Source organism: Paraglaciecola sp. 20A4, assembly GCF_011378905.1.
Lineage (GTDB): Bacteria > Pseudomonadota > Gammaproteobacteria > Enterobacterales > Alteromonadaceae > Paraglaciecola.
Genome location: NZ_WTPY01000021.1, coordinates 53439 through 66629, shown reverse-complemented (window position 1 = coordinate 66629; position 13191 = coordinate 53439). Strand labels below are relative to the sequence as shown.

Annotated in this window: 14 protein-coding genes; 11 read left to right on the top strand and 3 right to left on the bottom strand. The window is 43.7% G+C overall.

Going from position 1 to position 13191, the window contains the following annotated elements; genetic code table 11:
* Positions 1 to 171 precede the first annotated feature (171 nt).
* Both GQS54_RS16800 and GQS54_RS16795 read right to left on the bottom strand, forming a co-directional pair.
* A complete protein-coding gene (locus GQS54_RS16800) occupies positions 172 to 477 on the bottom strand; it encodes a DUF3301 domain-containing protein (RefSeq protein WP_166425100.1) in 306 nt (101 codons plus the stop codon).
* A complete protein-coding gene (locus GQS54_RS16795; protein ID WP_166425099.1) occupies positions 474 to 1499 on the bottom strand; it encodes a DUF3549 family protein in 1026 nt (341 codons plus the stop codon). Before GQS54_RS16795 ends, GQS54_RS16800 begins: the two co-directional genes overlap by 4 nt.
* Here GQS54_RS16795 and GQS54_RS16790 point away from each other — a divergent pair.
* Genes GQS54_RS16790 through GQS54_RS16780 form a run of 3 tightly spaced genes read left to right on the top strand, consistent with a single transcriptional unit; the run spans position 1498 to position 3173 of the window.
* On the top strand, positions 1498 to 1938 hold the full coding sequence (locus tag GQS54_RS16790) for a YqcC family protein (RefSeq protein WP_240919983.1): 441 nt from the start codon (positions 1498 to 1500) through the stop codon (positions 1936 to 1938). The genes GQS54_RS16795 and GQS54_RS16790 overlap by 2 nt on opposite strands.
* The gene (truC, locus tag GQS54_RS16785) at positions 1935 to 2693 is read left to right on the top strand and encodes a tRNA pseudouridine(65) synthase TruC (protein WP_166425098.1); all 759 of its coding nucleotides are present in this window, start codon (positions 1935 to 1937) and stop codon (positions 2691 to 2693) included. The genes GQS54_RS16790 and truC overlap by 4 nt, the downstream gene beginning before the upstream one ends.
* A 33-nt stretch (positions 2694 to 2726) precedes the next feature.
* The gene (locus GQS54_RS16780; RefSeq protein WP_166425097.1) at positions 2727 to 3173 is read left to right on the top strand and encodes a flavodoxin domain-containing protein; all 447 of its coding nucleotides are present in this window, start codon (positions 2727 to 2729) and stop codon (positions 3171 to 3173) included.
* Positions 3174 to 3340: 167 nt separating this feature from the next.
* Here GQS54_RS16780 and rpsT read toward each other — a convergent pair whose 3' ends face one another.
* Positions 3341 to 3604, bottom strand: a complete 264-nt coding sequence (gene rpsT / locus GQS54_RS16775; RefSeq protein ID WP_040514677.1) for a 30S ribosomal protein S20 — start codon at positions 3602 to 3604, stop codon at positions 3341 to 3343.
* 400 nt (positions 3605 to 4004) lie between these two features.
* On the opposite strand from rpsT, the gene murJ reads away from it, so the two are divergent.
* From murJ to GQS54_RS16735, 8 genes are all read left to right on the top strand, one after another.
* On the top strand, positions 4005 to 5567 hold the full coding sequence (murJ, locus tag GQS54_RS16770) for a murein biosynthesis integral membrane protein MurJ (protein WP_166425096.1): 1563 nt from the start codon (positions 4005 to 4007) through the stop codon (positions 5565 to 5567).
* Positions 5568 to 5702: 135 nt separating this feature from the next.
* On the top strand, positions 5703 to 6629 hold the full coding sequence (ribF, locus tag GQS54_RS16765; RefSeq protein WP_166425124.1) for a bifunctional riboflavin kinase/FAD synthetase: 927 nt from the start codon (positions 5703 to 5705) through the stop codon (positions 6627 to 6629).
* Positions 6630 to 6670: 41 nt separating this feature from the next.
* On the top strand, positions 6671 to 9499 hold the full coding sequence (gene ileS, locus GQS54_RS16760) for an isoleucine--tRNA ligase (protein WP_166425095.1): 2829 nt from the start codon (positions 6671 to 6673) through the stop codon (positions 9497 to 9499).
* A complete protein-coding gene (lspA, locus tag GQS54_RS16755; RefSeq protein ID WP_166425094.1) occupies positions 9492 to 9986 on the top strand; it encodes a signal peptidase II in 495 nt (164 codons plus the stop codon). Before ileS ends, lspA begins: the two co-directional genes overlap by 8 nt.
* Complete coding sequence (gene fkpB, locus GQS54_RS16750; protein WP_166425093.1) at positions 9979 to 10422, top strand: FKBP-type peptidyl-prolyl cis-trans isomerase; 444 nt, start codon at positions 9979 to 9981, stop codon at positions 10420 to 10422. The genes lspA and fkpB overlap by 8 nt, the downstream gene beginning before the upstream one ends.
* Before the next feature lie 49 nt (positions 10423 to 10471).
* Entirely contained in the window at positions 10472 to 11416 is a 945-nt protein-coding gene (gene ispH / locus GQS54_RS16745; RefSeq protein ID WP_166425092.1) for a 4-hydroxy-3-methylbut-2-enyl diphosphate reductase, read from the top strand.
* 265 nt (positions 11417 to 11681) lie between these two features.
* Positions 11682 to 12263: a pilus assembly protein PilV gene (locus GQS54_RS16740; protein WP_166425091.1), complete on the top strand. Its 582-nt coding sequence runs from the start codon at positions 11682 to 11684 to the stop codon at positions 12261 to 12263.
* Positions 12260 to 13147 carry a PilW family protein gene (locus GQS54_RS16735; RefSeq protein ID WP_346766586.1) on the top strand — a complete coding sequence of 296 codons (888 nt, stop codon included), beginning with the start codon at positions 12260 to 12262 and terminating at the stop codon, positions 13145 to 13147. Before GQS54_RS16740 ends, GQS54_RS16735 begins: the two co-directional genes overlap by 4 nt.
* Positions 13148 to 13191: the final 44 nt, after the last annotated feature.

Here is a 13191-nt window from a genome sequence, read left to right as displayed (position 1 = left end):
ATAAGACACGGATTGTGTGAGTTAGCTGTTGCGATGGAGCGCGCAGAAGGACCTTCAGCTTTTTATGCAAAGCCGCGGCCTGAATTTATTCAGTCCGCGGCTTTGCTGTATGTGAGGTAAGGATATTTTATTAATATAAGGTTTAAATTTTGGCGTTAGTCATTAGCTTACCTAGTCGGCTCGGTAAGCGGGTGTTTCTACTTGCAAAATATGCTGACCAGCCATCGTGAGTGTGCCCTGATAACTGTTTTCGCCATTTCCCGAAAACTCGAAAATAAAGCAGCTTTGCCAATCTAGTTTGCCACGATAACTGCCGATCCGTGTCTTGTGCCGTGCCACACTGATAAGCTGTAAGCCATGCTTTTCACAATATTGCTGTATATGCTGATTGGCTTTTTCAGTGATAGCACGCATACGCCAAAATTGAAAAATGACTAATAGAATAATGAGGAATAGCGTCAGATCGAATAAATTCATTGCTGTTGCCCACTAAATAAATGTCCGATTACTTGCGTCAATGCAGGGGTTCTATCCGGCCAGCGGATCACAGCAAGCATTTGCGAGCGGATAGCCGGTAGTTGAACTAAATCACTATATAAATTGGCACATAACTCGGTATCGATTACAGCAAGTTGATTGATGTATTGCCTAAGCGTATTTTCGTTATTCAATAACGGCCAATGTCGCGCTGCAATTAACAACATGATATCTGCATTTGAACCGTGTTCTGAATCAAGTACACGTTGGATGAATTGTTGTACTACCGTTTTAGCTACACTTTGGCTTAGAGCACGTATTGTCCATTGGACGGTTAAAGAACGATTAAAGTCCTGATCCGCCCAATTTACTAGATATTGGCTCAAATGTTTGTCAATGGCATGATTCTCTAATGACGACAACAGCGTTTGTTGAACTTGAGGAGCCACCGCCAATAAATTATCCATGATGAGTTGAGTTGTATCTTTGCGACGCACGCTGGCCGCTAGATCGGCAATGCCTTGTAAAGCGACATCCTGCCAGTTATACATTTTGGGTTGAGTAAAATAACGTATTGCTCCAGCGTAATATTCACTAGGCGGTAAATTAAGTGCCGTTCGGCTAATGCTGTTAAAATCCGCCAATTGCTGCTGGTTGGGCACAAAGGTATACGGATTTTCTGGTAAACGTCCTTGTGCTTCTTTGTTACGCTCTAATTGGGCTCCCAGGGCATCGGTAATAATCTGTAAAAAGTGATCTCGGGTAGCCGTTATCACTAAGCCTTTTTCATCTAAGGGTAACTTCACGAACCAAATGTAATGTTCGCGACTTAGTTGACGACTATAAAAAATAATGCCAAACCAAGCGTGTTGTTGACGGGGGTATGGCGCCGCAATACTGGCATTTTCTATATCTAAAAATGTTTGGCTATCGATATTACGAATGGTTCTGCCCATATCAAATACCCGATATTCTGTTCCCGCATGGAGAAGAAATTCACTGATGGAGCTGATTTGATTCATGTTTACCTATAAACTGCCGCGAAATATGCGGAAATACCCTGAATGTGGTGAACTAACACCCAATTTGAGAAGAACAAATATGTACCAAAGCATGCCATGTAGCGAGTCAGAAGTCCAAATACAGCGCTTATTAAATCGTTTAGAATCGGCGCTAAAAACCACGGAACACTGGTCGTTAACGCCACCTTCATTATGGGCGATGCAAAGCGATGCTCCCTTCGCCTGTGATCGAATGGACTTTGCGCAATGGCTACAGTTTATATTTATTCCCAAGTTAACCGAAATGCTCAAACATCAGCGGCCTCTGCCCACCACCATGGCTTTGTTGCCTATGGCTGAAGAATGGTACAAAGGATTACAAAAAAGTGAACCTGTGCGTATTCACGTACTTGTCGTCATAGCGCAGATTGACGATTTATTTAGCGGTAAGTTCTTATGATGTTGAAAATTCTGTATCAAGATAATTATGTGGTTGCTATACATAAGCCAGCTGGCTTATTGGTACATAGAAGTATGATTGATCGCCATGAAACACAGTTTGCTATGCAAATGTTACGCGATCAAATAGGTCAGCATGTTTTCCCAGTACATCGTTTGGATAGGCCTACCTCTGGTGTGCTTATTTTTGCTTTATCGGCAGATGTCGCTCGATTGCTAGGGGAGCAATTTGCTGGACATGACGTCGCTAAAACGTATTTCGCTATTGTCCGAGGGCATATCAATGAGGCGGGGACTATTGATTACGCCCTCAAGGAGAAGCTTGATAAAATAGCTGATAAACGTGCGAGGAAAGACAAAGAGGCGCAAGAAGCGCAAACGGAATACGTCCCCTTGCAGCATTTTGAATTACCTTTTGCTGTAAGTCGTTATCCTTCAGCTCGTTACACGCTTGTTCGGCTGCATCCCAAGACTGGCCGCAAGCATCAACTGCGCAGGCATATGTGCCATATCAATCACCCCATTCTCGGAGATACTACCCATGGTGATGGCAAGCATAATAAATTTGTTCGTGAACAATTTGAATTTAATAGTTTGGCGCTTACATGCCAACAAATGACTATTAAGCATCCAATTAGCCATGAAAGGTTGTCAATAGTGAATGATTTTGACCCATTGATGTCTACCCTTATGTCACAATGGGGTTGGCAGTTGCCGGCAACTGATGGGTTAGATTTAGTGTTTAATAATGGGTAAACTGGTTTTGTTTTAGTAATGGAAGAGCAGAGTATGAGTAAAGTAGGTATTTTCGTTGGTTCGGTTTACGGTAACGCCCAACATGTGGCTGAGCAAGTGCAGGAGTTGCTGACCAGTAAGCAATTGGTTAGTGAGATTTATGATGACCCAAGCATAGATGATTTTAAACGTTGCGATAGTTATATTTTTGTTTCTTCCTCAACGGGGCAGGGAGACATACCACCTAATTTAGAGTTTTTTGTTTCTGATTTAAAAGATATGTTTCCGTTAATGGATCAAAAACCATTTGCCGTCATCGGATTAGGAGACAGCAGTTATTGTGATTCATACTGCGGCGCGGGGGAGCAATTACAAGCCTTGTTACTTGAGTTACAGGGTAAGCCGGTTGCCGACATGTTGAAAATTGACGCCTGTGAAACCTTAGAGCCTGAAAAAGAAGCGCTTGAATGGATTGAATCTCTGGTTGGCGAATTTGCCTAATCAGTAATTCTTTAAAAAGAATCAAAAAACAGCGTGATATCCACGATATCGCGCCGTTTTTATGTAAACCGCTCACGTTTGTACAGCTAACAGATTTATTGTGTAGACATTACAGACACAAAAAAAGCGCCTAAGCGCTTTTTGACAATAAACCTTCTGAACAAATATTAAGCTAAAGCTTTAATCTGTGCAGACAAACGGCTCTTATGACGAGCAGCTTTATTTTTATGGATTAAACCTTTAGTTGCCATACGGTCAATTAGAGGTGTTGCAGCTGCTAGTGCAGCTTGAGCAGATGCTTTATCGCCAGAAGCGATTGCAGCAAGTACTTTCTTCAAAGATGTACGTGTCATAGAACGACGGCTAGCGTTGTGCTGGCGGCGTCTTTCTGATTGTAGTGCACGTTTCTTAGCAGACTTAATGTTAGCCAAGTGGAACTCCCAAAAAATTCTAGTCAAAATTCAAGGGTGCGGATTTTGCCTATCAGACCTGCGTTTGTCAAATGCTTTCGCGTATTTATTGCGCAAAGAGCATTTACATTATCAGGGTATCGAAATGCTGGATCTGAATTGAATTCACAATCAGCGAAATGGGCGACGTTAATAGGCATTCGCACCTGCCAATGCATAGTCTACCTGAGTTCGCCCACAGAGCGAAGACTGAATCCGAGAAGATTGCAAAATTAACTGAGTTACTTGTCTTTTAGACTTTATAAATAACCTATGTTGCAAAGCGGTTACTGTTTTTTGCTTGAGTGCTTCTAACTATTTGAGGCTTGGCGCATAATAGCGCGTCTCGTTATTCGGATTAGTCGTTTTGTAAGGAAGTAGTGTGTCGAATCGTTTATTAAAATCCGGATTGATTGTCAGTTGTATGACTTTTTTGTCGCGTGTATTAGGTTTAGTCAGAGATGTGGTTGTCGCCAACCTTATGGGCGCTGGTGCAGCAGCCGATGTATTTTTCTTTGCTAATAAAATTCCCAATTTTTTGCGTCGCCTATTCGCGGAAGGGGCATTTGCACAAGCTTTTATTCCGGTACTAACCGAAGTCAATAACGAAGGCGATAAAGACGCAATGAAGCAATTCGTTGCAAAGGTATCGGGCACACTTGGGGTAATTGTGACCGTCGTGACCTTTTTTGGGGTCATCGGCTCACCTGTGGTCACTGCGCTTTTTGGTGCGGGTTGGTTTATGGAATATTTGAACGACGAACCCCAAGGTGCGAAGTTTGAACTTGCCTCACTGATGTTAAAAATAACCTTTCCATATTTAATGTTTATTTCTCTCGCTGGTTTAACGGGAGCGATACTCAATACTATGAATCAATTTGCAGTATCGGCATTCACGCCTGTGTTGTTGAATGTAGCGATAATCAGTTGTGCAATATTCATGGCTGACACGTTTGATGAACCGGGTTTTGCTCTGGCATGGGGGGTATTTATTGGTGGCATAGTGCAGTTTGCTTTTCAGCTGCCCTTTTTGTATCGCGCTGGCTTACTGGTTAAGCCTCAATGGGGTTGGTCAGATCCTAAAGTGACTAAAGTGCGCAAGCTGATGATCCCCGCATTATTTGGGGTTTCAGTTGGTCAAATTAACTTATTATTTGACACCTTTATCGCCAGTTTTTTAGTGACAGGTTCGATTAGTTGGCTTTACTACTCTGACCGTTTACTTGAATTTCCCTTGGGATTGTTCGGTATTGCGATTGCAACCGTAATACTACCGACATTATCACGCAACCACGTGACCAATGACTTAAAGGCGTTCAGTGCCAATATCGACTGGGCATTGCGCATTGTGTGTTTACTGGGCATTCCTGCGGCAGCGGGTTTAATGATTCTAGCGGAGCCTATGTTAATTGTGCTGTTTAAACGTGGTGAATTTACTGCATTGGACGCGACTTTGGCTTCATACAGTCTTATTGCATACGCCACCGGTTTACTTAGTTTTATGCTGATTAAAGTGCTCGCTCCCGGATTTTTTTCACGCCAAGATACTAAAACACCGGTTAAGTACGGCATTTGGTGTATGGGGGCAAATATGGTGTTTAACTTAATATTCGCCATCCCCTTCGGTTATTTAGGTTTGGCCATTGCAACTAGTTTGTCTGCTACCATGAATGCTGGCTTACTTTATAGCAAGTTGCATCGTTTAGGTGTGTATCAGGTGTCGCCTAGTACATTGTTTTTCTTAGCAAAAGTGAGTATATCCTCACTCATCATGGCCGCTGGATTACTTTATTACCGCCCTGCTATTGCAAACTGGCTAGCTTGGGCCCCGTCGATGCAAATGACGCAATTAGCTATTATGATCGCTGGGGCAGGGGGCGTCTTTTTAGTCAGCGCTTTATTGCTGGGGATTCGACCTAGACAGCTGTTGTCAAAAGCAATTTAAGTAAATTAATGCTAACTCAGCTATAACGGGCTGTATCTCTGCGTTTAGTTCGTTATAATCCGACGCTTTAATTTTAGCCAAACAGTACCAGCTCGGGATAACGTCTTGAAATAGCTGCTGCGAATGAGGAACAAAGTGGAATTAGTCCGTGGTTTACATAATCTTCGTGACAAGCACCGAGGATGTGTACTGACAATTGGTAAGTTCGACGGTGTTCATCTTGGTCATCAAGCTGTATTGAGCCAAGTGGTTGTAAAGGCTCGAGAGCTTGGCCTCCCAGCTACGGTCATGGTATTTGAACCACAACCTGAAGAACTATTTACCCCTGACGATGCCCCCGCTCGTCTAAGTTTACTACGTGATAAATATGTGCAGCTTAAAGCGTTAGGTGTTGATCGCTTGCTGTGCCTAAAGTTTGATAAGCGTTTTGCCTCTTTTACCGCTGAACAATTCGTTGAGCAGCTATTGGTCGGCGACCTAGGTGTAAAGTTTTTAGTGGTAGGTGACGACTTTCGTTTTGGAAAAGGCCGAGTGGGGGATTTTTCTATGTTACAAAAAGAAGGTCAAAAATGTGGTTTTAATGTGGTAAGTACTCAGAGTTTTCGTTTTGAAGATTTTCGGGTTAGTTCCACTGAAGTTCGCACAGCCTTAAGTGACAATAACTTTGAGCTAGCTGAAAAAATGCTCGGACGCCCATTCACTATCTCAGGCAAAGTACTGCATGGAGATAAAAAAGGTCGCACAATTGGTTTTCCCACCGCCAACCTATTGTTGAAACGCTGTAACGCCCCCATTAATGGTGTGTTTGCGGTGCAGGTTGATATAGCGGGTATAATGTATGACGGCGTGGCGAACATCGGCACGCGGCCGACTGTTAATGGTCAGCGCTCTCAGTTAGAAGTGCATATATTTCATTTCGCTGGCAATCTATATGGTCACTTTATTTCGGTGGCTATAAAAGCGAAATTACGCAACGAAGTGAAGTTCGATTCATTCGAACAGTTGAAGCAACAAATACAACGTGACGCCGAGCAAGCAAAGCAATTGCTTGGGGTTAACTGAAATTTAATGACAAATAACGACGATTTTGGATTTAGCAATCAATGAGTGATTATAAACATACTTTGAATTTGCCTGAGACTGAGTTCCCCATGCGTGGGAACTTAGCTCAGCGCGAGCCTAAAATGCTGCAAGACTGGACTAATAAAGCGTTATATTACAAGATCCGCGACGCTAAAAAAGGCAAAACACCTTTTATCTTGCATGATGGCCCTCCCTACGCAAATGGCGATATTCATATCGGCCACGCAGTGAATAAGATTCTTAAAGATGTGATTGTTAAGTCAAAGACATTATCTGACTTTGATGCGCCCTATATCCCTGGTTGGGATTGTCACGGTTTGCCTATCGAACTAATGGTTGAAAAGAAAGTTGGTAAACCAGGCAAGAAGGTGACTGCGGCCGAGTTTAGACAGAAATGTCGTGAATATGCGGAAAAGCAGATCGCTGGTCAAAAGGCCGACTTTATCCGTCTTGGTGTATTGGGCGAGTGGGATAATCCCTACAAAACCATGGACTTCAGTTCTGAAGCCAACATCATTCGGGAGTTAGGTAATATCGTACGCTCTGGTCACCTCGAAAAAGGCTTTAAGCCCGTTCATTGGTGTACAGATTGCGGCTCAGCTTTAGCGGAAGCTGAAGTGGAGTATCAGGATAAAGTATCACCGTCGATTGATGTGCGTTTTAATGTTGCCGATGAAGCCAACTTTAGCGCTAAATTTGATGCTATTGGCGCTGATTTGGGTGAAGGTACTATTTCGGTGGTAATTTGGACTACGACACCGTGGACGCTACCCGCAAACCGTGCAATAGCCTTGAATCCCGAACTAGAATACAGTTTAGTGCAAGTTCAGTCTGATAACGGCTCTGAGCGCCTGGTGATAGCGACCGATTTGCTTGAAGAATGCCTTAAACGTTTTGGCTTTGAAAACAGTAAGGTGCTAGGCGTTACGTTAGGCCAAGCCCTTGAAAATATGCAAGTAAAGCATCCGTTTTATGACTTTAGCGTCCCGCTTATCCTAGGTGATCATGTGACCACTGAATCAGGTACTGGTTGTGTGCATACAGCACCAGGGCACGGCGTCGAAGATTTTAATGTGGGTCGTCAATATAACCTTGAAGTGGCTAACCCTGTTGGCGCTAATGGTGTGTATTTAGAGGGCACTGAAATATTTGCTGGTGAGCATGTATTTAAAGCCAACGACCATGTCGTTGAGGTGCTCAGAGAGAGCGGTGCGTTGGTACATTATTATAAGTATAGTCATAGCTATCCTCATTGCTGGCGACATAAAACGCCGTTAATTTTCCGCGCGACGCCTCAATGGTTTATCAGCATGGACAAAAATGGCTTGCGTAAAGCGTCGATTGAAGAAATTCACAAGACACAATGGATCCCTGAATGGGGCGAAAACCGCATTGAAAGCATGGTGGCAGGCCGTCCTGATTGGTGTATTTCACGTCAGCGTACTTGGGGCGTACCGATTGCGTTGTTTGTTCACAAAGACACAGGCGAGTTACATCCGAATACCAATGTTCTTATTGAACAAGTTGCCAAGCTTGTTGAAAGCAAAGGAATCCAAGCATGGTGGGATATTGATACCCACGAGATGCTGGGCGATGATGCTGATACCTTCGTTAAAGTACTTGATACCTTAGATGTATGGTTCGACTCCGGCGTTAGCCACTACTTTGTGGTTGATAAACGAGATGATATTCCTGCTGCTGCAGACTTATACTTAGAAGGCTCAGATCAGCATCGTGGTTGGTTTATGTCTTCGTTAATTACCTCTGTCGCCACCAAAGGTCATGCACCTTACAAACAGGTGCTTACTCACGGTTTTACCGTTGATGGTAAAGGCAAAAAGATGTCCAAGTCTTTGGGTAATACAGTTGCACCCCAACAGGTTACTAACAAGCTTGGCGCAGATATTTTACGTTTATGGGTAGCATCAACGGATTATCGAAGTGAAATTGCAGTATCTGATGAAATCCTTAAGCGTTCCGCAGATGCTTATCGCCGGATACGCAACACATCTCGTTTCTTGCTAGCAAATTTAACGGGCTTTGATCCTAAAACAGATTTAGTGCCGTTTTCTGACATGGTTGAGTTAGACAAATGGGCGGTGAGTCGGGCACATACGATCCAAGCAGAAATAATAAAAGCTTATGAAGACTACGACATGCTTGTTGTAACGCAGAAACTCATGCAGTTTTGTTCCATTGAAATGGGCAGTTTCTACCTTGATATCATCAAGGATCGTCAGTACACGGCTAAAAGTGATAGTCATGCGCGTCGTTCCTGTCAATCAGCTTTGTATCATATTGTTGAAGCCCTCGTTCGCTGGATGGCGCCTATAACGAGTTTTACTGCTCAAGAGATTTGGCAGGAAATGCCATGGCAAGAAGATGAATTCGTGTTCACTGGTTCATGGTATACAGGGCTAAGCGCTCAGGCTGATACCACTGAGTTTAGTGATGCCTTCTGGCAGCAAGTTTTAGCGGTTAAAGACGAAGTTAACCGTACTATAGAGCTAGCGCGTAAAGAGGGAACGATAGGTGGTTCTTTAGAAGCTGAAGTCAAAATTTATGCGACGGCAGAACTGGCTAACTTACTGGCCAAATTAAAAGATGAAGCGCGATTTGTTTTTATTACCTCGTCAGCTTCAGTTGAGCAAGTCGATAGCAAACCTGCGGATGCAACAGAAACCGAAGTACCTGGTTTATGGTTGCATATTAGCGCCTCAGAGGGCAAAAAATGTGCTCGTTGTTGGCATCATCGTGAAGATGTTGGTTCTGATGAAACCCACCCTGAGTTATGCAAACGCTGCGTGACCAATGTCGATGGTGAAGGTGAAACGCGCGCTTATGCTTAATCTATTTAAACAAAGTGGCCTGCGCTTTATATGGTTATCGGTGGTGGTATTTATCATCGATCAGGTAACCAAACATTGGATTGTGGCGAATTTAGAGCCTTATCAGGCAATCCAGTACACTTCGTTCTTTAATTTGACTCACGTTTATAACTACGGAGCGGCGTTTAGCTTTCTAAGTGACGCTGGTGGTTGGCAGCGATGGTTATTTACAGGTATCGCGATTGCCGTGTGCGGGTTAGTGACATGGTGGTTGAAAGAAACTACGCGTCAGCAAGTATTATTGCCCGTCGCTTTTTGTTTGATCATCGGCGGTGCGCTTGGTAATGTTTTTGATCGTTTGTTACATGGTTTCGTCATTGATTTCTTGGTTCTTTACTACGAAGACTGGTATTGGCCTGCGTTTAATGTCGCTGATAGTGCGATATGTTTAGGCGCAATGTTATTAGTGGTAGATATGTTCAAAAATAAGGGTAACGAAAATGAGTGATTCATCTGTGGTCATAACAGACAACAGTGAAGTGGTACTACACTTTGATTTGAAATTGTCAGATGGTTCTGCTGCCGATAGTACGCGGGTAAACAATAAACCTGCTAAGTTAGTTATTGGTGACGGTAATTTAACGGCAGGTTTTGAGGGCTGTTTATTGGGGCTGGTCGCCGGAGACAAGAAAACATTTACACTTGAACCTGAGGACGCTTTTGGTTTTCCTAATCCGGATAATATCTATCATTTAGATCGCACTAAATTCGATGGCGATACGCCAGCAGAAGAGGGAATGATCATGACCTTTTCTCAACCAGATGGTAGTGAGTTGCCTGGTATTATTCGTTCGGTAGCAGGGGCTTCAGTTACGGTTGATTTTAATCATCCGCTGGCTGGGCAAACCATTACCTTTGACGTGGAAATTATTTCGGTCGCTTGATTACCTAAAACACGTTGATCTTTGACCATAGTAAAAACTAGGAAACATTATGCAAATTCATTTGGCTAACCCTCGAGGCTTTTGTGCTGGCGTTGACCGAGCCATCACTATTGTTGAGCGAGCTCTGGAAATTTTTTCACCGCCCATTTTTGTGCGTCATGAAGTGGTACACAATAAATTTGTAGTTGATGGTCTTAAAGAGCGCGGCGCTGTATTTGTTGATGAGTTAAATGAGGTGCCCGACGATAGCATAGTGATTTTCTCTGCTCATGGTGTATCTCAAGCGGTACGTAATGAAGCTAGCGCACGTGGTTTAAAGGTGTTTGATGCCACTTGCCCATTAGTCACCAAAGTACATATGGAAGTTATGCGTGCTAGTTCAAAGGGGACGGAATGCGTGCTGATTGGTCACCAAGGTCACCCTGAAGTCGAGGGTACGATGGGCCAATATGACAATCCTAATGGCGGAATTTATCTTGTTGAATCAGTAGATGATGTTGCAAGTTTGGTGGTGAAAAACGCCACAGCCTTATATTACTGCAGCCAGACGACCTTGTCGGTGGATGACACTGCCGATGTTATTGATGCACTGAGGGCTAAATTTCCGGCTATTCAAGGCCCGCGTAAAGATGATATCTGTTATGCCACACAAAACCGTCAAGATTCGGTTCGCGAGCTTGCAGCTGATTGCGATGTGCTGCTAGTGGTTGGGGCACAAAATAGTTCAAACTCAAACCGATTACGTGAGCTAGCGCAGAAAATTGGTGCTAAAGCTCACCTAATTGCCGATGCTGATTGTATTCAAAAAGAATGGTTGAACGAGGCGAAGAATATTGGTGTGACTGCAGGAGCATCTGCACCTGAAGTGTTGGTGCAAGGTGTGGTTGAACGCTTGAAGCTTTGGGGAGCAACAGATGCTCATGAGCGCGCAGGACGTCCAGAAAATATTGAGTTTGCGGTCCCTAAAGAGCTACGGGTAAAACAAGTTAGCTAACCTCGTAAATTATGCACGCTAATGAAGAGAGTCTAATTCTTCGTTAGCGTCGTTATGTCTCAGTCATTCACATCTCTCATTTTAGTATCACGTTAGCCCCGTGCATTTATACCTTTAGCCTAAAGTCGATAACCAAAGTTGCGTATTAGTGCGCTAAGCTTCAGCATGACCAATACGCCAGTGGCGAGCTGCTATCGAATCTGACATCCTGCATTTTAATTTGAGACCGACATTGCCTTCATTGCAGCATATGCAAGGTGTGGGTATGGTCGAGATTTTAGTGACACTCTTTATCTTATCTGTAGGTTTGTTGGGCGTCGCGTCCCTGCAGTTTGTTAGTGCGTTTTCTAATGCCGATGCACTGCATCGTAGCCAAGCGGTACAAGTTGTTCAGCAATTCAGTGAGCGCTTGCGCGCCGTTGCCGCTCCCTCTCTAAATGGGACAGGCTTAGTGGTAGATAATCAATATTTTATCGATGACGTTTACAATTTTGCCACCTTGACTTGTGATTCGGGAGCGTTACCGCATGCGTGTTTTTGCCTAGCAATGCCTGCCAGCATTCCAAATTGCCAACAAAATCAATGTACGGCAACACAGTTTGCACTATTTGATGGCTACGAAGTATCTTGCGCAGTAACTTCTGCAGCGCCCAATCTATCGATCTCATTAACCTGCGATGACAATAACTTACTTGATGGGGACAGCTGCAGCGCAGGTTCTAGACAGCAAATTATGGTGGCTTGGCCAGTTGTAAATTGGCAAAACCAACAGCGAGTCCTTAATACTGAATGCAACGCCAACAAAGATACTCCACATGATTGCGTGACACTGGACTTAACCTTGTGATCGTGACTCATGCGTCTAGCCAATCACAGTGCCAATATCAGTCTGGCTTTACGTTAATTGAGTTGATGATCGCATTAGCGTTAGGGCTAGTGATATCTGGTGCCGTTATCCAGGTGATGGTCAGCTCACGGGTTACTCAAGGAATAAATCAAGCCGTCACATCGGTACAAGAGAACGGTCGTTTCGCTATTAGTCGACTGCGCCAAGATACATTGATGACTGGACGTTATGATTTACTTGAGCCTAAGCTAAATACCGCCGTTGATGTGGTTGAAGAGGCTAGCTTTGTACGAAATCATCCTATCGTATTAGCCGGCGATTTTATCTCTATGCCTGAATTGGGCACATCCCAAGGTATTGCAGGCGCTAATGATTCTCTTGTTGTGGGTTTGCAAGCGAGTGCTGATTGTCGCGGCAATCATTTAGGCTACGCCCAAGGGGATGAGTTTTACGTGGTGAATCATTATTTTGTGCAAAATAATGCACTACGTTGTCGAGGCTTTGATGGGCGTGTACTAAGGGGTAAATTACCGAGCAACGATCTTATCGATAATAACGCTGAGATTATTCTGGATGATGTTTATAGCTTCCAGGCATTGTACGGCATCACAAGTCCTTTATTAGCGAACAACTCAGGCAGACCAGTACGCTATGTTCGAGCTGATGAGTTGGGCGTATTTTTAACCAACGGCAGTCAAGTGGTTGCACTTCGATTTGCATTACTATTACGCGGAGATGGTCAAGTAAAGTTGACCACGAATCGCGCACATAGATTATTAAATGAAGCAGCTGTCACCCCCATTGGTAACGGATTGTTTAAATCGTTTGAAACCACAATAACCTTGCGCAATATGAAAAACACTATGCGAAATAGAAAGTTATGAGCAAGGTGTATTTTAATAAAAATCCTGCGGGGCTAACCAAGCAA